18 protein-coding genes are annotated in these 20,001 nt (G+C 64.9%); 8 read left to right on the plus strand and 10 right to left on the minus strand.

From position 1 onward, the window contains the following. Positions 1 to 92: 92 nt before the first annotated feature. From CG471_RS14320 to CG471_RS14330, 3 genes are read right to left on the minus strand one after another with little or no spacing between them, the layout of a single operon-like run. On the minus strand, positions 93 to 1,334 hold the full coding sequence (locus tag CG471_RS14320) for a cyclopropane-fatty-acyl-phospholipid synthase family protein (RefSeq protein WP_099232275.1): 1,242 nt from the start codon (positions 1,332 to 1,334) through the stop codon (positions 93 to 95). A gap of 32 nt (positions 1,335 to 1,366) precedes the next feature. Further along, entirely contained in the window at positions 1,367 to 2,113 is a 747-nt protein-coding gene (locus CG471_RS14325) for a molybdopterin-binding protein (RefSeq protein WP_099232276.1), read from the minus strand. Next, entirely contained in the window at positions 2,110 to 2,826 is a 717-nt protein-coding gene (locus CG471_RS14330) for a cytochrome b/b6 domain-containing protein (RefSeq protein WP_099232304.1), read from the minus strand. The genes CG471_RS14325 and CG471_RS14330 overlap by 4 nt, the downstream gene beginning before the upstream one ends. A gap of 263 nt (positions 2,827 to 3,089) precedes the next feature. Between CG471_RS14330 and CG471_RS14335 the strand changes: the two genes are divergently transcribed. Both CG471_RS14335 and CG471_RS14340 read left to right on the plus strand, forming a co-directional pair. Next, positions 3,090 to 3,650 carry an outer membrane protein gene (locus CG471_RS14335; protein ID WP_099232277.1) on the plus strand — a complete coding sequence of 187 codons (561 nt, stop codon included), beginning with the start codon at positions 3,090 to 3,092 and terminating at the stop codon, positions 3,648 to 3,650. Positions 3,651 to 3,976: 326 nt separating this feature from the next. After that, positions 3,977 to 4,486, plus strand: coding sequence for an outer membrane protein (locus tag CG471_RS14340; protein ID WP_004209879.1), 510 nt, complete (start codon positions 3,977 to 3,979; stop codon positions 4,484 to 4,486). A gap of 52 nt (positions 4,487 to 4,538) precedes the next feature. Here CG471_RS14340 and CG471_RS14345 read toward each other — a convergent pair whose 3' ends face one another. The 3 genes from CG471_RS14345 to CG471_RS14355 form a co-directional block, all read right to left on the minus strand. Beyond that, entirely contained in the window at positions 4,539 to 4,961 is a 423-nt protein-coding gene (locus CG471_RS14345) for a hypothetical protein (protein WP_099232278.1), read from the minus strand. Between the two features lie 83 nt (positions 4,962 to 5,044). Then, positions 5,045 to 6,304, minus strand: a complete 1,260-nt coding sequence (rlmN, locus tag CG471_RS14350; RefSeq protein WP_004209881.1) for a 23S rRNA (adenine(2503)-C(2))-methyltransferase RlmN — start codon at positions 6,302 to 6,304, stop codon at positions 5,045 to 5,047. Positions 6,305 to 6,352: 48 nt separating this feature from the next. Beyond that, positions 6,353 to 6,856 carry a hypothetical protein gene (locus CG471_RS14355; RefSeq protein ID WP_026108758.1) on the minus strand — a complete coding sequence of 168 codons (504 nt, stop codon included), beginning with the start codon at positions 6,854 to 6,856 and terminating at the stop codon, positions 6,353 to 6,355. Positions 6,857 to 7,027: 171 nt separating this feature from the next. Here CG471_RS14355 and dnaN point away from each other — a divergent pair, with 171 nt between their 5' ends. Both dnaN and CG471_RS14365 read left to right on the plus strand, forming a co-directional pair. Continuing rightward, positions 7,028 to 8,140 carry a DNA polymerase III subunit beta gene (gene dnaN / locus CG471_RS14360; protein WP_004209883.1) on the plus strand — a complete coding sequence of 371 codons (1,113 nt, stop codon included), beginning with the start codon at positions 7,028 to 7,030 and terminating at the stop codon, positions 8,138 to 8,140. 90 nt (positions 8,141 to 8,230) lie between these two features. Continuing rightward, entirely contained in the window at positions 8,231 to 10,828 is a 2,598-nt protein-coding gene (locus tag CG471_RS14365) for an EAL domain-containing protein (protein WP_099232279.1), read from the plus strand. 43 nt (positions 10,829 to 10,871) lie between these two features. Here CG471_RS14365 and CG471_RS14370 read toward each other — a convergent pair whose 3' ends face one another. Next, positions 10,872 to 13,748: a TonB-dependent receptor gene (locus tag CG471_RS14370; protein ID WP_099232280.1), complete on the minus strand. Its 2,877-nt coding sequence runs from the start codon at positions 13,746 to 13,748 to the stop codon at positions 10,872 to 10,874. A gap of 224 nt (positions 13,749 to 13,972) precedes the next feature. Between CG471_RS14370 and CG471_RS14375 the strand changes: the two genes are divergently transcribed. Further along, positions 13,973 to 15,577, plus strand: a complete 1,605-nt coding sequence (locus CG471_RS14375; RefSeq protein ID WP_099232281.1) for a M20/M25/M40 family metallo-hydrolase — start codon at positions 13,973 to 13,975, stop codon at positions 15,575 to 15,577. Between the two features lie 36 nt (positions 15,578 to 15,613). Here CG471_RS14375 and CG471_RS14380 read toward each other — a convergent pair whose 3' ends face one another. Further along, positions 15,614 to 16,321: a 2OG-Fe(II) oxygenase gene (locus CG471_RS14380; protein ID WP_099232282.1), complete on the minus strand. Its 708-nt coding sequence runs from the start codon at positions 16,319 to 16,321 to the stop codon at positions 15,614 to 15,616. Between the two features lie 28 nt (positions 16,322 to 16,349). Next, complete coding sequence (locus CG471_RS14385; RefSeq protein ID WP_099232283.1) at positions 16,350 to 17,105, minus strand: class I SAM-dependent methyltransferase; 756 nt, start codon at positions 17,103 to 17,105, stop codon at positions 16,350 to 16,352. A gap of 222 nt (positions 17,106 to 17,327) precedes the next feature. Here CG471_RS14385 and CG471_RS14390 point away from each other — a divergent pair, with 222 nt between their 5' ends. The 3 genes from CG471_RS14390 (at position 17,328) to CG471_RS14400 (ending at position 18,822) form a co-directional block, all read left to right on the plus strand. Next, positions 17,328 to 17,627, plus strand: a complete 300-nt coding sequence (locus CG471_RS14390) for a hypothetical protein (RefSeq protein ID WP_004209889.1) — start codon at positions 17,328 to 17,330, stop codon at positions 17,625 to 17,627. 105 nt (positions 17,628 to 17,732) lie between these two features. Then, positions 17,733 to 18,407 (plus strand): hypothetical protein, encoded by a 675-nt coding sequence (locus CG471_RS14395; protein ID WP_099232284.1) that lies wholly within the window; start codon positions 17,733 to 17,735, stop codon positions 18,405 to 18,407. Positions 18,408 to 18,423: 16 nt separating this feature from the next. Then, entirely contained in the window at positions 18,424 to 18,822 is a 399-nt protein-coding gene (locus CG471_RS14400) for a Rap1a/Tai family immunity protein (protein ID WP_099232285.1), read from the plus strand. A 3-nt stretch (positions 18,823 to 18,825) separates the two neighbouring features. Here the strand turns inward: CG471_RS14400 and CG471_RS14405 are convergent, their stop codons facing one another. Continuing rightward, a complete protein-coding gene (locus CG471_RS14405) occupies positions 18,826 to 19,962 on the minus strand; it encodes a nucleoside hydrolase (RefSeq protein WP_099232286.1) in 1,137 nt (378 codons plus the stop codon). Positions 19,963 to 20,001 lie beyond the last annotated feature (39 nt).

A 20,001-nucleotide genomic window follows, 5' to 3' on the forward strand; every position in this document is an offset into this window, starting at 1 on the left:
ACTGAACCGTCCGGGAACGGGGCTGACAGGCTTTGTTCAGCCCGCCCGGACGGTCGCAATTCTGCCTCGCATCGTCGGTGCGCGGTGGTGTTTCAGCGCCCCCGCAGCGCCGTTTCTGCCTCGATCATATAGTCGCGGGTGATCGGCAGCGCGCGGCGGTCGCGCACATATTGGACCTGGAAATTGACCATCGACCCATGTTCGAACACGGTCGCCGCGCCCGCCAGATAGAAGGTCCACAGGCGGAAGAAACGCTCGTCATAGAGGGCGACGATATCCGCCTTGTGCGCCATGGTCCGTTTGTACCAGTCGCGGATGGTCAGGCCATAATGGATGCGCAGCACTTCCACGTCGGTGATCATCAGCCGCGTGCCTTCGCTGCCCGCCACCATTTCCGACAAAGCGGGGATATAGCCGCCGGGGAAGATATATTTGGTGGTGAAGGTATCGGTGATGCCGGGGCCATCGACCCGGCCGATGGTGTGGATCAGCATCACGCCGTCGGGCGTCAGCAGGTCGCGACACTTGTTGTAGAAGACGCGATAGTCGGCGGTGCCGACATGTTCGAACATGCCGACCGACACGATCCGGTCGAACGGCCCTTCAATGTCGCGATAGTCGATCAGCTCGAACTGCACATGGTCGGCCACGCCGGCGTCAATCGCCCTCTGGCGCGCAACCTTCAACTGCTCTTCCGACAGGGTGATGCCGGTGACGTCGACACCGAAATGCTTGTGCAGATACAGCGCCATGCCGCCCCAGCCGCAGCCGATGTCCAGCACCTTCATGCCCGGCTTCAGGTAGAGCTTGGCGGCGATATGCGCCTTCTTGTCTTCCTGCGCCTGCTCCAGGCTGATCCCGGCCTCATTCTCCGCATCGGGGAAATAGGCGCAGCTATATTGCCGGTCACGGTCGAGGAAGAGGGCGTAGAGCGCGCCCGACAGGTCATAATGATGGGCGACATTGGCCTTGGACCGGCTGCGATGATTGGCCTTCCACAACTTGCGGCGCACCGTCTTCAGCGCGCGCTGCACCGGCCCCTTGGCATCGATCGACTTGCCATTTTCCCAGGCGTTGTTCTGGCGGATCATGGACACGAACTCCATGATGCCGCCGCCCTCGATCGCCACCCGGCCATCGATATAGGCCTCGGCCATGCCCAGGCGCGGATCCTTGACGATGTCGAGGGGCACGCGCTTGTCGAGGAAGCGCAGCGCCAGCGGGGGCAGGTCGGGATCGGGCGAACCGACGGTAACGCTACGGCCGTCGGCATAGAAAACGGTCAACTGACCCTTGGTGACAAGACGTCTCAGAACGCGGTCGAAAATCTTCATGGAGCAGGCTGGTCCTTCTCGTTACGCGGCCGTCAAATGCCTGCATACCAATCATAATTGGCGCGGTCTTCCCAAAAACCGCCCTTGCCCCGACCGATGGACAATAGGCTCTCGACCGCCTCGATCCGCATCAGATATTTGGCCTGCTTATAGCCCAGTTGCCGCTCCACCCGCAGCCGCAACGGCGCGCCATTGGCGACGCTCAGCGGCCGGTCGTTGAGCGCGAAGGCGAGGATGGTCTGGGGATGGAAGGCATCGATCAGGTCGATGCTCTCATAATAAGCGGTGCCGCCGCCCATGTCGTCGGCGCAGTGGAACACGATATAGCGGGCGCGATCGCGCAGCCCCGCGCCGTCGAGCAGCAGCTTCAACGGCACGCCGCGCCATTTGCCGATCGCGCTCCACCCCTCGACACAGTCATGGCGGGTGATCTGCTCGCGATGGGGCAGGGCGTGCAATTGCGACAGCGAAAGCGACAGGGGCCGGGCGACCAGTCCGTCGATGCGCAGCCGCCAGTCGGCAAAGCCGTTGCGCCACAGCGCCTTGTAGGCCGGGGTGTTGGGGTTGGCGGTGCCGTTCGCGCGGAAGAAGGGCGAAATCTGATCGGGCCGGAATTCCTGCGCCAGTGCGTCGCGCGCCATGATTGTGCGCTGCGCCCATTGATGAAAATTGTCGGCGGAAAAGAGGATGTCGCGGGCCAGCGGCTGGCGCGCGATCCGGTCGCATCCCGCCAGCGTCGCGGTTGCGCCCAGCAGCAGGGTGCGGCGGGTCAGGATCATGGCCGGTCCTCAGGGAGGCGATAGCGGCCGGTGATCATCGATCCTATCTCGTTCACCGGGCCGGCCAGCAGCACCATCAGCATATGGACCAGGAAGAAGGCGACCAGCGCGAAGGCGGTCAGGAAATGGATCGACCGGGCCGACTGGCGCCCGCCGAACAGGTCGACCAGCCAGGGCCAGGCGGCGTTCATGCCGGGCGACATGGTAAGGCCGGTCAGGATCAGCAGCGGCAGGGCGATGAAGAGGACGGCGATATAGCTCGCCTTCTGCAGCACATTGTAGCGCAGCGCCGCGGCGCCGCTGGGGAAGCGCAGCCGGGCATGGTCCCTTATGTCCTGCCAGACATGGCGCGGCGCCAGTTCGCCCCGGCGAAAGGCCAGGTCACGGGCGATATGGCCGCCCGCCAGACCCCAGAGCATGTAGAAGAGCAGCGCGAAGGCGAAGATCGGCGCGGCGGTCAGGTGCCAATGGCGGGATAGCGCCAGATTATAGAGGGCGGGCAGGGTGATCCAGCCGGGGAATCGGTCCAGCTCCAGCCAGGCATGATCGAAATTGGCGCCATATTGCCCCCAATAGAGGCGGGGATGGGCGTTGAAGATGCCAAGGCCGGAGGTGAAGAGGATATAGAGCAGCAGCGCATTCAGCCAGTGCCACAGCCGGGTGGTCAGGCGGTGGCGGCGGACCATGTCCCCTGGGGCGTAAGGCGGCTCCATGGCCATGACCCTATTGTCTTTCGTCGAAATATCCAGCCGCATCGCGGTCGTTCGCATGTCCAGGCCGGTCGTTGGTCGAATGGCCATGGTGCGCGCCGTGCGATTGCGATCAACGGCTGGCCCTGCAAGGGACTGATGAAGTCGACTTCAAAGAATTTTCGTACAGAAATTTGAATTGATAAAATTACTCCACGAAACGGGAGTATAAATAAGGTCGCCTGTCACGATTTTCGGCGCTTCGACGCAGATATTGGATGGGTAATATGAAGAGTATCACGTTTTTCATCGCTTCGGCTGTTCTATGTTTTGTTTCGGCGCCTGCCTTTGCGCAGGATTATGCCCATTTCACGGGTGCCCATGCCGAAATCATCACCGGCTATGATGTGGTCGATGCCAAGGGCGTCAAATCGGCCGACGGCCTCCTCTATGGCCTCAACGCCGGTTATAACTTTGCCCTGGGCGGCCTGATCCTGGGCATCGAGGGCGAGATTTCCGATTCCACAACCCGCCTGCATGTCGCCGGCGGCAAGAGCGAGACCGACCGCGATCTTTATGTCGGCGGGCGGATCGGCGTGCCGCTTGGCAGCAAGGCGCTCGCCTATGTGAAGGCAGGCTACAGCAATGCCCGGATGGAATATGCAGCCAGTGACGGCGAAGGCGGCCTGATCCGTGGCGGCGACAATGGCGACGGGCTGCGGCTGGGCGCGGGTCTGGAATATCGGATCGCCGAAAAGCTCTTTCTCAAGGGCGAATATCGCTATTCCGATTATGAGGCAGGCGTGTCGCGCCACCAGTTGGTGACGGGCATCGGCCTGCGCTTCTGATCGCCCGGAAACCGGGGCTTTCGCGAAGGGGGCGGCGGTCGGGCCGTCCCCTTTTTGCGGCCGGTCGTGCTGCAGTCGCGTTGTCACACTTTTGCAACACAAGCCCTGAAATTGATTGAAATAAAGGCCTTGCCCCTTTGCAAGTGAGTTTGGCGATCCTAGATGGCCACTGCGCTCTCATGATGCAGAGGGGGCAGTTTCTCTCCGAAGTCTCGGAGAAGAATAAGCAGGAGGAAGTGTGACTCTATTTCATATTTTCCTAGCATCAAACCTGAACGCTAGATGAACAATTAAGTCGTAGCGTCATAATAAATATCGAGGACTTTATGAAGACTGTGATTTTCGCAGCGATTGCTGCTGCCGCCGCTGTTTCGGCCCCCGCTTTCGCTCAGGATGCTGCGCCGTTCACCGGTCCGCGCGCTGGCGTCACCATGGGCTTTGACAAGGCGCAGGGCGAAGACGGTTTCAGCTACGGCGTGACCGCCGGCTACGACCTCGCCGTTGCCAACCGCGTGACCTTCGGTCCGGAAGTGTCGTTCGGTGACTCGACCGTCGACGGCCAGGGCTTCGACGCCAGCCGCGACCTCGCCGCTTCGGTCCGTCTCGGCTATGTCGTGACCCCGCAGATCCTGGCGTTCGGCAAGGTCGGCTACGCTTCGAGCCGCATCGAAGCCGCTGGCGCCCACACCTCGCTGGAAGGCGTGCGTTACGGCGGTGGCCTGGAATATTCGGTGACCCCGAACACCTACATCTCGGCCGAATATCAGCGCACCGAGTATGAAGACAATTTCGGTGGCCGTGACGCTGGCGTCGTCGGCATCGGCTTCCGTTTCTGATCCCTCTCGATCGGAATATGGGGAAGGGCGGTCCGTTCGGGCCGCCCTTTTTTTATGCCGGCAGCGGCGCCCGATCGGGCGCGACCCAGGCCCGGCGCGCGGCCGGGCTCATCAGCGTCTCGCGCGTCCAGTAGGTGAAGGGCCAGTCCTTGTCGCCCAGCGGCGACGCCATCAGCGCCGCATAGGCTGCGGCCGGCGTCACATCGGCGGGCAGGCCGGCCAGCAACTGCCGGGCCATGTGCAGCGATGCCTGGGTGATGGTCTCATGATAGCCGCTCGTGTCGCTGTTCACCCCGCCGACGCTTTCATTGTAGCGGCGGATCATGCCGGGCATGTCAATTTCGGCGTCAACATCGGGTCGGCGGAGGATCAGCCACAGCGCGGTCGCGAAATGGGCGCCGTGGGTCCAGTGCGCTTTGGGCAAAGTGCAGGCGCAAAAGCCGCGTCCCAGCATATCGATCTCGTTATCGGTCATCCTCATTCCCCCAAAAGAAAAGCCCCGCCGGTATGGGCGGGGCTTGTCGTCGCGCGGCATGCGCGCAGCCAGTCGTCCCCGGATTATCCGAGTGCGGCTTGCTTCTCTTCGGCCAGGCGCTTGAGTTCCGCCTTGCTCTTCTTCTCGCTCGCCGACTTGAGCTGGCCACAGGCGGCCATGATGTCGCGGCCGCGCGGCGTGCGCACCGGCGCGGAAATGCCGCCTTCGAACACGATCGTGCTGAACGCGCGGATCCGTTCGGGACTCGAACATTCATAGTCGGTGCCCGGCCAGGGGTTGAACGGGATCAGGTTGACCTTGGCCGGCAGCTTATATTTGCGGATCAGGCGGACCAGCTCATGCGCGTCGGCATCGCTGTCATTCTTGTCCTTGATCATCACATATTCGAACGTGATGCGCCGGGCATTGTTCGCCTTGGGATAATCGGCACAGGCCTGGAGCAGTTCCTCGATGCCATATTTGCGGTTGAGCGGCACCAGCTCGTCGCGCACTTCCTTGGTCACGGCATGGAGCGAGACCGCCAGGTTCACGCCGATTTCCTCGGCCGCGCGCGCCATCATCGGCACGACGCCGCTGGTCGACAGGGTGATGCGCCGCTTCGACAGGGCCAGGCCATCGCCGTCCATCACCAGCTTGAGCGCGTCGCGGACATGATCGAAATTATAGAGCGGTTCGCCCATGCCCATCATCACGATGTTGGTGAGCATGCGGCCGTCCGCCGTATATTGCGAATCCTCGTCCGTCTCGTCGTCATTGGCGCTGGCCATGCTGCCCTTGGGCCATTCGCCCAGCGCGTCGCGTGCCAGCATGACCTGGCCCACGATCTCGCCCGGCGTCAGGTTGCGCACCAGTCGCATCGTGCCGGTGTGGCAGAAGCTGCAATTGAGCGTGCAGCCGACCTGGCTCGACACGCACAAGGTGCCGCGATCCGCATCGGGGATGAAGACCATTTCATAATCCTGGCCATCGTCCGAACGGAGCAGCCATTTGCGGGTGCCGTCGTTCGACACCTGCGCTTCCACCACCTGCGGCCGGCCGACGATGAAGCGTTCCGCCATCCACAGCCGCATCGGCTTGGCCAGGTCGGTCATCTTCTCGAAATCGGTTTCGCCGCGATGATAGAGCCAATGAAACAGCTGCTTGGACCGCAGCTTGGCGGCCTTCTGGTCGAGTCCGGCTTCTTCCAGCACGCCCTTCATCTGGGCGCGGGTCAGGCCCAGCATGTCGACGCGTCCGTCCTCACGGGGCGTCACCGCGCGGGGCACGGGCACAGGGTCGATAAGGCCGGGAATCGGCATGATGGGATTGGCGGCGGAATGCATGGCCGCGCACATAGTCGATTTTGCCGGATTTTTAAAGTGGCGTTGCAATCAGCGTAAACGGGCGCACCCCAGCGCAGCTGCGTCGATCGCTGTGGCCGCGCCGCGCAGCGCATAGCTGTCGGCAAAGGCGCCGCCCTTGGCCGATGTCGATTGCACGCTCATGCTGCTGGCGGAGCGCATCGCGGCGATGATCGCTGCATCGTCCTGCGGATTGGCGGCCCAGGCGTCGGCCTGGCCCGCGACCAGCGCGAAACGGCGGTCGCCGACGCTGAGCGAGACCCGCGCATTGGCGGCGCGCGGCCGGCTGAGGCGGAAATGGACCTGGCCCCGGACATGCTGGCGCGGCCAGGTGCCGACGGCGGCAAAGCCCTTGGGCGCATCGCCCGCGCGGCGCGGCACCGGCATGGCGATGGCGTAGCAGCGCGGGCCGTTCTGGCCGGCGCCGGGATCGCGAAACGCCCCCCAGCTTTCGAAAATGCCAAGCGAATCGCGCGCCATGGCCGGGCTGGCGAGGATGACGAGCGGGATCAGCAGGGCGGGCAGGCGGCGCATGGTCCGGGCAAAGCGCAAGCCATCGTCATTTGCAAGCCCGGCTTCGTTTCGAAAGCGCGTCGAGGTGCTTGCCGCCGCTGACATAGCGGTTATGAAGGACCATCCATCATTGCCGCCGGGATTCGACCGAATCCTCGCCATCGACGCAAAAAGAACGGACAGAACAGGGACATGAAGGCCACCATCGAACGCGCAACGCTCCTCAAGAGCCTCAGCCACGTCCAGTCGGTGGTCGAGCGGCGCAACACGATTCCGATCCTGTCCAACGTGCTGATCGAGGCATCGGCGGATGGCGCGATCAAGCTGATGGCGACCGATCTCGACCTGCAGGTCGTGGAAAGCGTGTCGGCCCAGGTCGAACAGGCCGGCGCCACCACCATTTCCGCCCACACGCTGTTCGACATCGCGCGCAAGCTGCCCGAAGGCAGCCAGGTGTCGCTGCAGGCGGCCGATGGCAAGATGCTGATCCAGGCCGGCCGCGCCCGCTTCAACCTGTCGACCCTGCCGCGTGACGATTTCCCGGTGATTGCCGAGGGCGATTTGCCGACCAGCTTCGAACTGCCGGCCGAAACGCTCAAGCAGATCATCGACAAGACGCGCTTCGCCATCTCGACCGAAGAGACGCGCTATTATCTGAACGGCATCTATTTCCACGTCTCGGACGAAGGTTCGCCGGTGCTCAAGGCCGCCGCGACCGACGGTCACCGTCTGGCCCGCGTCACCGTGCCGCGTCCCGACGGCGCCGATGGCATGCCGGGCATCATCATCCCCCGCAAGTGCATCGCCGAACTGCGCAAGCTGCTCGACGAGGTCGAGGGTTCGGTTCAGGTCAGCCTGTCGGCCAGCAAGATCCGCTTTGGCTTGGGCAGCGCGATCCTGACCAGCAAGCTGATCGACGGCACCTTCCCCGATTATAGCCGCGTCATTCCGACCGCGAACGACAAGCTGCTCAAGATCGACCCGCGCAGCTTCGAGGAAGGCGTGGACCGCGTTGCGACCATCGCCACCGAAAAGACCCGCGCGGTCAAGATGAGCCTCGACAAGGACAAGATCACCCTGTCGGTCACCAGCCCGGAAAATGGCACAGCGGCCGAAGAAGTGCCCGGCGCGTTCCAGGGCGAAGGCTTCGATATCGGCTTCAACGCCCGTTATCTGCTCGACATCCTTGGCCAGATCGACACCGACATCGTCGAACTGCACCTGGCCGATGCGGCCGCACCGACGCTGATCCGCGAAAATGATCGCAGCCCGGCGCTTTACGTTCTGATGCCGATGCGCGTCTGACCGGTCTTGCCGGGAGATCGCTGAATATCAGGGAATCTCCCGGACCCGGCGGGTAATCGCTTCTCAAGCTTTGTCGGTTAGACGATCGGCATGGCTATTGTCCGCAAAACAGATACTGATGCGCCGGCCAGGACCGCGAACCTGCTGGTTTCGCTGGGTCTGGCCGAAAGCGGCACGGAAGTCGCCGCCAACTGGCTGTCTCGCAGCTTCACCCATGTCGCCGCCCTGTGGCCACTGATGCTGCTGGCCAAGCTGTGCGTTGCGGCGCTGCTCGGCATGCTTTCCTTCACCCGGCCGGAACATGGCGCCCTGCTGTGCGGCGTGGTGCTGATCGATGGCCTGCTGATGCTGGTGCCGCGCTGGGCGCTGTTCCGCAATCTGCGCCCCCATGTCCAGAACTGGCTGATGCTGCCCGCGCTCTTCTGTTCGGGACTGATCTTCAGCCTGTGGCTGGCGCAGGGCAATGGCGTGGCGATGCCGTCCGCCGTGCCGGAAATGGCGATCGCGCTGCTGGCGGTCTGCATCGTCGGCGACCGACGCCTGCTGGGGCTCAGCTATTTCATGGGGGCGCTACTGGTGGCCGGCATCGCCCATGCGGGCATGGTGCATCTGGGGCTGCTGGCCAGCTGCCTGGCGGTGATGGCGATCGCTACCCTGCGGCAGGCGGCGGCGGATCGCGAACGCGCGATCGAACAGCATCGGCAGGATCTCAAGGCGCAGCGTTCCGACCGGCTGCTGGAGGAATATGAACAGTCCGGCCGCGGCTGGTTCTGGGAAACCGATCGTCACGGCCACATCACCTATATCTCCGCCACCCTGGCCGAACCGCTGGGCGTGGAAGCGGGCAGCCTGATCGGCCGGTCGCTGACCGACATCATCCAGCAGGGTGACCGGCAACAGGGCGATGGCGAGCGGACGCTCGGCTTCCACCTCTCCGCCCGGACCGGCTTTGCCGACATTGCGGTGCGGGCTGCGATCGCCCGCGAGGAACGCTGGTGGTCGATCTCGGGCGAACCGGTGTTCAACGAATATGGCCAGTTCCACGGCTTCCGCGGATCGGGCACCGACCTGACCGAAATGCGGCGCAGCCAGGCGGAAGTGACGCGCCTGGCCCAATATGATTCGCTGACCGGCCTCGCCAACCGCGTGCAGATGTTGCAGGCGCTGGAGCAGGCGGTGCTCGGCTCGCGCGGCAAGCAGGGCGAATGCGCGCTGATGATGCTCGACCTCGACCGGTTCAAGAGCGTCAACGACACGCTCGGCCATCCGGCCGGCGACGCGCTGCTGCGTCAGGTCAGCCAGCGGCTCCAGCGCGTGGTCGGCAATCAGGGGCTGGTCGGGCGCCAGGGCGGCGACGAGTTCAAGGTGCTGGTGCATGGCCGCCATGACCGCAACCGGCTCGGCCTGCTGGCTCAGGCGATCATCAGCGCCCTGTCGCAGCCTTATTCGATCGAGGGCACGGGCGTGGTGATCGGCGTGTCGATCGGCATTTCCTTCTGCCCCGAAGACGGCGTCACCGCCGATGCCCTGATCCGCAATGCCGATCTCGCCCTCTACAAGGCGAAGGGCGATGGGCGCGGCGTATATCGCTTCTATTCGGCCGACATGCATGCCGATGCGGAGGATCGCCGCCAGCTCGAACAGGATCTGCGCCATGCGCTGACGGCGGATGGCCTGCACCTCGTCTATCAGCCGATCGTCAGTTCGACGACCGAGCGCATCACCGGCTATGAGGCGCTGCTGCGCTGGGATCATCCGGTGCGCGGCGCCATCTCGCCCGCATTGTTCGTCCCCATTGCAGAGGATAGCGGCCTGATCGCGCCGATCGGCGAATGGGTGATGCGCACCGCCTGTCGTGACGCGGCGCAGTGGGACGCGGGCATCCGCGTTGCGGTCAATGTCTCGGCGATGCAATTCGCCAATCCCGGTTTCCCGACCACCGTGATGCAGGCCCTGGCCAGCGCGCAACTGGCGCCCGAACGGCTGGAGCTGGAAATCACCGAAAGCGTGTTCCTGAACGACAATGACGGCACCGACGCCATGTTCACCCGGCTCAAAGGGCTGGGCGTGCGGCTGGCGCTCGACGATTTCGGCACCGGCTATTCGTCGCTCGGCTATCTGAAGAAGGCGCCGTTCGACAAGATTAAGATCGACCAGAGCTTCGTGCGCGGTGCCGCGATCCGGGGCAGCCGCAACAGCGCGATCATCAAGGCGATCGTCAGCCTGGCCGAGGCGCTGGGCATGGATACGACCGCGGAAGGCGCCGAGACCCGCGACGAGCTGGACCTGATCCGGCAACTGGGGTGCAGCCATATCCAGGGCTATATCTATGGCCGGCCGATGCCCGCCGCGCAGGTGCTGGAAGGCCAGCGCGCCAATGGCGTCTCCGCCCGGTCCGAAGGTTTCCAGTCGAGCCGGCCCGAGCGCAAGGCGATGCTGCGCACGGTCGCCGTCCATCATGACGGCCATGTCTATAATGGCCGCATCCGCAACATCTCCGCCACCGGCGCGATGATCGAGGGGCTGTGGAATGTGCCGGAAGGCACGCAGTTCGCGATTGACCTGTCGGAGGGGCAGAGCGTCGACGCGACCACCCGCTGGTCGCGCGAGGACCGCATGGGCGTGGAGTTCGCCGCCCCGATCGATCTGGCCCTGCTCCGCCCGCAGGCGCGCGCGCTGGCCGGATAGCGACACAGACGACCGGCCGGACATCGCCCGGCCGGTCGCCCTTTCAGAAGAACAGCTTGCGGAAGCTGACCGACACGGTCCGGCCGAGCGGGTCGAGATAGCCCGGCTGATAGCGGACCGGGGTTGCCCCGGTTGCATCGGTCACGTCGCGGCGGGTGTTGAAGATATTGTCGATGCCGATCGACACGCGCGCGCCGCGCAGGAAGGGATGGGCCTTCACCAGGCTGGGCATCTGGCCGAAATTGGCGAACAGCCGCAGATTGGCGGTCGCCAGGCTGGCAAAGTCCAGCCGCGAACTGCCGCCCAAGGCGCCATCGACATGGGTGCCGCTTTCCCAGTCGACGCCCAGCCGGCCGCCAATGCCATTGTTCACATAGCCGACCCGCGCCTTCAACTCGTGGCGGGGCTGCCCGCCCGAGGAGCCGACCGCATCGCCGTCGAGCAGGTTGAGTTCGGGCACGCCGGGCGCGATCAGGATGCTCTCGGTCAGGTGCCAGGTATGATAGAGGCTGAAGGTCAGCCGCCCGCCGGCCTGGCCGGCGCCGGGGCCACGGAAACCGCCCGGTCCACCAAAGCCGCCGCCCGGACCACCGGGGCCACCCGGCCCGCGCGGACCATCGCCACCGCCCGGCGCATTGTCGCCGCCACCCTGGCCGCCATTCTGGCCACCGGGGCCATCATTGCCGCGCTGGTTGTTGTCGCCGTCGCCGCGGGGCGCGCCGTCATTGCCCTCACCGCGCGGTGGACCGCCCTCGCGATTGCCCTCCGCGCCGTCGCGCGGGCCGCGATTGCCGAAGGCAGCGCGCATGTCCTGCAATTCCTTGGGGCGATCCTCGGGCTTGGCGCCGGCCGCGCGCCACGCCTCGATCACCTTCTGGATGTGCGACTTCAATGAGATGGACAGGTCGAAGCCCCAGCGCAGCTGTTCGCTCTGCGAACGCAGATAGTTGATCGGCCGGCCGTCGATGCTCAGCAACTGACCATCCTCGTCGCGCATGAAGCGCTGCGGGAAGGCATTCTCGATCGCCGGCGTCGGCGTCGGGAAGGCGGAAATGGGGTTGCTGGTCCGGCTGTTGAGATAGGTCGCCGTCAGCGTCAGGTTCGGTTTCTCGAACGGCTTGATCCGGGCGTTGATGCGGAACTGGTCGCGCGTGCTGGATCGCAGGTCGGGGTTGCCGCCGGAAAATTGCGTGACGAACACGGTCTGGCCGGTCGCATAGTCGAACACCGACACGTTGGGCGTCGAAATCACCGGATCGTTGATCTGCGTGCCGGTCGGCGCCGACTTGTCCTGATTGGCCGACACCAGCAACTGCACTGCCGGCACCGGCCGCCAGCGCAGGCCATAGCCCAGCGTCGACAGCGTGCCGAAATCCGACAGATGCTGCGCCCCGGCGTTCATGTTGACGCCGACATCGCCAATCGCGCCCAGGAACCCCTTCGACCGGCTCGTCAGCGGTATGTCGAAACTGACCTGCCCGCTCGCAATCTCGCGATTATAGTCGAGGCCGCGTTCCACGCCCGACCGCACCGAATGGCTTTCAAAGCCATTGGCCGATCCACCGACCCGCACCGACGTCATGACATTGCCGGCCGGCAGGGTCAGCAGCGATCCGCTGACCAGCAGGTCGCCGCCGATCGCGCGCGATTGCGACCGGGCGCGGTCGGTCAGGCGCGATTGCAGCAGGTCGGCGGTGAAGGCGCCATAGGGATTGACGCTGGCCGATCCGGCGTCGAGCGCGGCCTGGATGCCGCCGGTGTCGACACCGCGATCGGTCCGGGTGCGGGTGTCGGAAATGTCGCCATTGCCGGTGAAGGACCATTGCCAGGTGCCGCCCAGCCGACCGTTCAGCGTGACGCCGACATGGCCGGTGGTGCCGCGGATCTTCTGCCCCAGCGCGCCGGCCTGCTCCAGATAGCGATAGAGGCGGACATCGTCGCCAAAGGCGGAGAAGGGATTGCCGCCGGGCAGGGTGAGGGCGGCCGCCGACAGGCCCTGCAGCGAATCATTGTCGGACAGTTCCAGCCGGCCGTTGATCGTCGCCGATACGCCGCCCAGCGCGCGCGCCAGGGTCGCGTTGGCGGAAAAATTCTCGGTCGCGGGGCTGAGCGTGCGATATTTGCTGAGATTGCTGACGCTGGTCTGGTTCGCGCCGGCGACGAAATCATTGAGGCCGGGGGCGCCATTGGTGGCGCTGCCGGGCACGCTGGCGACCGTCACGGTCTGGCCGGCGGCGGCCGACAGGGCCGGGTCGATCTCTGCTCCGCGGTCGATCGCGGTGATATTGCCGGCCAACGAATAGGGCATGCTGGGCGCTGCGGCATTGATGCCGCGCTCGCTCTCCAGCAGATTGTCGGCCCGGCTATATTTGACGTTCAGCGTCAGCCGATTGTCGCCCCGGATGCGCAGCACGCCCACTTCGCCCTGGCCATTTTCGCGTCCGCCATCGGTGGTGGTGCCGCCACGCAGGTCGACCGTGGTCGCGCGGAAACGCTGGCGCAGGACGATGTTCACCACCTTCTGCGTCGGCGCATAGCCATAGGACAGGGCCACTTCCTCTGGCAGGATGTCGACCCGCGACACCGCTTCGGATGGCAGGTCGGAAATTTCCGAGAAGCTGGAAATGCGCTTGCCGTTCAGCAGGATGACCGGCGTGCCGTTGGTCTGCGGCGACAATTCGGTGATGATTTCGGAAATCGACGTGACGCCCAGTGCCCGGACATCGGCGGGGGACAATTGCTGTTCGGGCTTGATGTCGCCGGGCACCGCGCCGCGCTGGACCGCGCCGGTCACGACGATCTCGTCGCCCTCGTCCATCTGGGCCGGCGGCTCCTTCTGCTCGGCCTCCTGCGCCATCAGCGCGTCGGGCGCCGCGCCCAGCATCAGTGAAAACAGCAGCAGCGACGTCGTCTGGCGCACGGAAATTTACCCCTAATCTGGACCCTGACAGGATCTCGTTTAGGCCGCACTTGTCGCAAAAATCTGGCAAGGCAAAGACAGTTTTGTCGCAAAGTGTAACGGCGCGTCACATGGTGCAACAAATGCGTATTCGGGGCGTGATCGGCCTCACTTGCGATCCCGCGTCAGTCGGGCATAGACGGGCTTTCGCGGCCGCGCCTGACGGCCGGACGAAGGGGGATTATATGCGCCATTCCATCATCCTGCTGCCCTTGCTGTGCCTGGCCGCCCCGGTCGCCGCGCAGCAGCCCGACGATCTCAACCGCGTCATCGACGAAGGGCTGAACCACAGCCAGGTGATGCAGATCGCCCAGCATCTGACCGACGATATCGGTGGGCGCATGACCAACTCGCCGCAGATGCGGCAGGCGGAGGCCTGGACCGCCGACCAGTTTCGCCAATGGGGCCTGTCCAATGTCCGCAAGCAGGGCTTTCGCTTCGGTCGCGGCTGGTGGATTGCCGGCTCCTCGGTCAGGATGGTCAGCCCCCGGCCGATCCAGCTCACCGCCATCCCCATCGCCTGGACGCCGCCGACCAATGGCGTGCTGAGCGCACCGATCATCGTTGCGCCGATGAAGAAGGAGCGCGATTTCGACGCCTGGCGCGGCAAGCTCGCCGGCAAGATCGTGCTGGTGTCGCTGCCGGGCACAGGCGACGAGCCGAACGAGGCCGCCTTCCAGCGGCTCAAGGGCGAGGATATCGAGAAGCTCGACAAGTTCGAGCAGCCGAAAAATGATCCCGCGTCGCTGGAGCGGCTGATGAAACGCCTCAGCTTCACCCGCAAGCTGGAGGCCTTCCTCAAGGCCGAGGGGGCGGTCGGATGGGCGCGTCAATCCTATCGCGACGGCAAGCTGTTGCATGGCGAGGGCTATGATTTCGGCGTCAACGACACGGCCGCGCTGCCCGGCGTCGAGATCGCGGCGGAAGATTATCGTCGTCTCGCTCGCCTCGCCAAGACCGGCCCGGCGCCGGTGCTGGAAATCAACAGCGACGTTCGTTTCGACGACAGCGACGTCAACGCCTACAACATCCTGGCCGATATCCCCGGCAGCGACCCCAAGGCCGGCTATGTCATGGCCGGCGCGCATCTCGACAGCTGGGTCGCGGGTGATGGCGCGGCGGACAATGGCGCGGGCAGCGCCATGATCATGGAGGCGGCACGCATCCTCAAGTCGCTCGGGATCAAACCGAAGCGCACGATCCGCTTCGCCCTCTGGTCGGGCGAGGAACAGGGGCTGTTCGGTTCGATGGCCTATGTCGACGAATATCTCGCCACCCGCGCACCGGGGCCGAAGGAGGAACAGGGGCGGGAGGAAATGTATTTCCGCTACAAGACCCGTTTCCCGATCACGCCCAAGCCCGGCTATGCGGACCTCAAGGCCTATTTCAACATCGACAATGGCTCGGGCAAGCTGCGCGGCCTCTATGCCGAACGCAATGTCGCCGCCGTCTCGCTGCTGCGCGAATGGCTCAGCCCTTTTGCCAGTATGGGCGCTAGCAATGTCGTGTCGCAGCCGACCGGCGGCACCGACCATGAATATATGCAGGCGATCGGCGTGCCGGGCTATCAGTTCATCCAGGATCCGCTCGACTATGAAAGCCGCGTCCATCACAGCGGCATCGATACCTTCGATCATCTGAAGGCGGAGGATATGCGCCAGGGCGCGGTCGTCCTCGCCGGCATGCTGCTGCAGGCGGCGAACAGCGACAAGACCCTGCCGCGCATGCCGCTGCCGACCCAGCCGGCGGTCAGCGATCCGTTCAAATATGAGGATCCGGCGCTGGATTGATTCAAGAGGTGCGGGGCGGCGGTATCGCCACCCCGCCTAGCTCTGGGCGTCGTGGAAGATGATGCCCAGCGTGTGGCGCATGCCGGACAAGAGTCGGCTGACGCCATGGCGCATCTGCACCCGGTGGACGCCGCGCGTGTCCGTCACCGGCCGCTCGCGCACCGGGAAGACCACGGCATCGCCCTTGCGCAGCGGCACCATTTCGGGGCGCGACTGCATGCGTGGGCGCTGTTCGGTCAGGATGAAGGCGCCGCCGGTGAAATCCGCTTCCGGCTCCGACAGCAATATCGCCGCCTGCAACGGGAAGATGGTCGCGCCATAGACATCCTGATGCAGCGCATTCCAGTCGCCCGCCTCATAGCGCAGCAGCAAGGGCGTCGCCTTGTCCTGGCCACCGAGCGCGCACTGGTTGAGGAAATCTGCGTGGCGCGCGGGGTAGAGCGCATCGCTCCCCAGCATCGCCGCCCAGCGATTGGCGACCTGCGCCAGCGGCTGATAAAGTGCCTCGCGCAGCGTGGCGACCGGCTCGGGCAATGGGTAGTTGAAATAGCGATAGCGCCCCCGGCCATAGCCATGGCGCGCCATCACCACCTCCTTGCGGAAGGCATGGGGCTGGTCCCATAGCGCGACGATCGCGTCGCACTGGTCCGGGGAAAGCAGGGCAGGCAGGCGCGCGGCGCCATGAAGGTCAAGGTCGGTCAGGTCCATGGCGCGCAGCATGGGCGGCGCGGGGCACGGCGTCATCCCGCGCCTTGCGTTCAAATCCTGCGGATCATTTGGGCTTGCGGAAACGGTAGAGGAAACGGTCGGTCTTGCCGCGAATGGCGGGATCGAACACCAGCTTGCTGTGATCGTCGGCGGGATTGGCGAGCAGCGGGCTTTGCGCCTTCAGCACAAAGCCGGCGCGCAGGAAATCGGCCTTGACCACGGCCGGATCGATCCGGTGGAGCTTGTCCACGACGGCGCGGGTGTCGCCCGCCGGGCCGACATGGTCGATGATACCGACGATCCCGCCCGGTTTCGTCGCAGCATAGAGCGTCTTCACGAAGGCATCGGGGTCGGTGCGCGGAATGCCATATTTGTCCGATTGCCAGTAGAGATCATGGTAGCTCAGGTTGATGATGCTGAAGTCGAAACTGTCGGGCGCCGCCGCAAAGGCCTCGAACGGATAGCGCACCCAGTCGACCTCCGGCCGGCGCGCGACCAGTGCCGCCCATTTGGGCTTCTCTTCCTCGCTGGCATAGAATTGGCTGGGCTCGAACCCGGTCACCTTACCCTTGGCGCCGACCGCATCGGCCATGATCTCCGCCCAATAGCCCGATCCGGTCATGATGTCGGCCGCCTTCATGCCGGGCTTGAGGCCCAGGAAGGCCAGCGTCTCGGCCGGCTTGCGGCTCTCGTCCAGCGCCCGTGCGTCGGCGGGCCGCTTGGGATCGGCCACGGCCGCGGCAAGATCGGTCTTGGCAAGGGCGATGATCGGCGTGGACAGGGCAAGGCCGCTCAGGGCCAGGGCAAGCATCAGGCGCATGGATTTTCCCCTCATGGAAGGCGGGCCAGCATGCGCCCGATCGCGCATCCGTTCAACGATCCGCGCCGATGCCGGTCGATCGATTCCGGTCGTTGGTCGAAGGGCGGGGCAGGCCTGCCGCGTCCACTCGGCTCTCCACATGCACGTTCAGGCCCAATCATATTGTCATGGTTAACGGGCTCGGCTTGGGACGGCGCGGGGGCAGATGATAAGGAGAAAATGATGTCGCACCCGATGAAATTAGCCCCCATTGCCATGGTGTTGGTGGGCTCGCTGGGGCTGGGTGGCTGTGCCACGAAATCCTTCGTGCGCGAACAGGTGGCGACCGTGAACCAGCGCGTCGATGCGCTCGACGCCAAGCTGCAGACCACCGACGGCACGGCGCAGCAGGCTCTGGCCCAGGCCCAGTCGGCCGCCGGTCAGGCCCAGAATAACGGTCAGCGCCTCGATCAGCTGAACGCCCGCGTCGACGGTGTCGAGCAGCAGATGCGCGAAGCCAAGACCAAGCGCGCCAGAAACTGATCACGTAGCCGATCAAGCTACCGATCCGGTCGGGCTGGTCCCGATCCTGTGCCGGCGCCCCCGCTTCATGGGGGGCGCCGGCCCCATTCCCGGATATGCTCCTCCATGCACAAATTCCCATGGGCGCTGGCGATGCTGGCGCTGTTCGGTGCCTCTCCCGCGCTGGCGGCCGCGCCCGCAGCGCCCGCGTCCGAGAAGCCCGCGCCTGAAACCCCGCGATCGCTGGATGCGCGCCGGGTGATCGACTGGATTGCCGCGACCGGCGACAATCACGGCCTGCCCTATGCCATTGTCGACAAGCAGGCGGCCCATGTCTTCCTGTTCGATGCCGGGGGCAAGGCGCTGGCCGATGCGCCGGTGCTGATCGGCATCGCGCCCGGAGACGATGCCACGCCGGGCGTCGGCAAGAAGAGCTTGGCGGAGATCGGCCCGGCGGAAAAGACCACGCCGGCCGGCCGTTTCCTCGCCAAATTCGGCCTGGCGGCGGGAAAGCAACGCGTGCTGTGGGTCGATTATGCGACCTCGGTCGCGATGCACACCATCCCCAAGGGCAATCCCAAGGAAAAGCGGCGCGAGCGCATGCTGTCGCCGACGATCGACGATAATCGCATCACCTTTGGCTGCATCAACGTGCCGATCGCCTTCTATAATCGCGGCTTGCGCCCGCAATTCCTGAAAAAGGGCGGCTATGTCTATGTGCTGCCGGACACAAAGTCGCTCGAAGCGGTTTTTCCTCCCCTGCATGTCCAGTCTTATCGGAAGGCGGACGCATCCTCATAAGGCGGGAGCCACGCGCATGATGATCCGGAGGGCAAGCGGCCTGATACTGGTTGCGGCGGCGGGCCTGTCGCCGGGCAGCGCGCAGGCCGGCTTCTATTCCGGCGAAGCGCTGCTGGAAAGCTGCACCGCCGACCGCACCGACAAGGCTTTTTTCGAGAAAAGCTATGAATGCGTCGGCTATGTCGCCGGGGCGGTCGATGCGTTCAACACCACGCGCGAGGTGAATGGCCTTAAAAGCTGCATCCCCGCCGATGTGACGCTCAACCAGTTGAAGGGCGCCACCGTCGACTATCTGCGCGCCAATCCGGACAAGCGCGCCCAGTCCGCCTCCGCCCTGGTCTTCACCGCCACGCGGCAAGCCTGGCCCTGCCCCAAGGCAAAGGCCAGGCCCGGCACGAAGAAGAAACGGAAATAGCGCTTATTTAGCGGCCTTGCCGATGGGCCGCATATAGAGCCGCGCCATCGCCGCCTCCATCTTCGCCCGGTCGACCGACAGGATCACGCGCTGCGCCTGCTCGCCCAGATGCGGGCGATAGGCTTCCGTCCAGGACAGCGTGTCGCCATAGGCGGCCGTTTGGCTGGTCTCGAAATCGACCCACAAAGTCTCGTCCTTCGTCACGATCTCCGGATTGAGCCAGGCCATGGCGACGATCTCGTCCCACATCGGATAGCCCGGCTCCAGCCCGGTCTGGAACAGCTCGCTCAGCGGGGTATGGGCGGGCTTCAGCCCGTCGAGGAAGGTGCGGGTCCATTGCGTGCCGGTGGACGGATCGACCGGGATCATCGTGATCTTCTTCCACGGCGCATGGGCAAAGATCTTCGCCGCTTCGGGATCCCAGCGGATGTTGAACTCGCGGCGCGGCGAGTTGACGAATTCGCGGGCGAACTGCTCGGCCGACGGCCCTTCCAGCACCTGATGCGGGGCCAGGCTGCCGCCCATATAGAGGATTTCCTTCACATTGGCGGCAAAGCTGGGGTCCAGGCTGTGGGCGATGGCGATATTGGTCATCGGCCCGGTCGCGAACAGGGTGATCTCGCCGGGATGCGCCTTCACCATTCGCACCAGGAAGGCGGCGGCAATCTCGGCGCTGGGCTTCGTCCTGGGGTTTCCGATCGGCAGGTCGGGCACCTTGGTCGGATCGGTCGATCCGGGATGTTCCTGGATCGTGTCGCCCGGCCAGTAATCGGTCCATGGCCCCTTGAAGACCAGCCGGCCATATTGGCCTTCCCAGCGCTTGGTCGCCTCGGCGCTGTTGAGCAGGGGGAAGGTCGCGCCGGGCACCACCGGCACGTCGGTCCGGCCCAATATCTCCAGCGTGCGCAGCGCATAGGCGGTCGCCGTGTCGCGCCACACCGATCCGCTGGTGGTGGTGATGCCCAGCACCTCGACATCCGGGCTCTGCAGCAACAGCAGCGGCACGCCATTGAGGCCGATCATGTCGTCATCGACGATCACCAGCCGCTTGGGGCTTGCCGGCGCGGCGGGTTTGGCATGCACCCCCTGCACGCCCAGCATCAGCGCCAGCGCGCCCAGCATGATCTTCATCGTCCGCATTGCGTCAAACCCCCATTTCGCTTCGTCCCGCCGCCTGTT

It is taken from the genome of Sphingobium sp. IP1 (assembly GCF_002708645.1).
Classification (GTDB): domain Bacteria; phylum Pseudomonadota; class Alphaproteobacteria; order Sphingomonadales; family Sphingomonadaceae; genus Sphingobium; species Sphingobium yanoikuyae.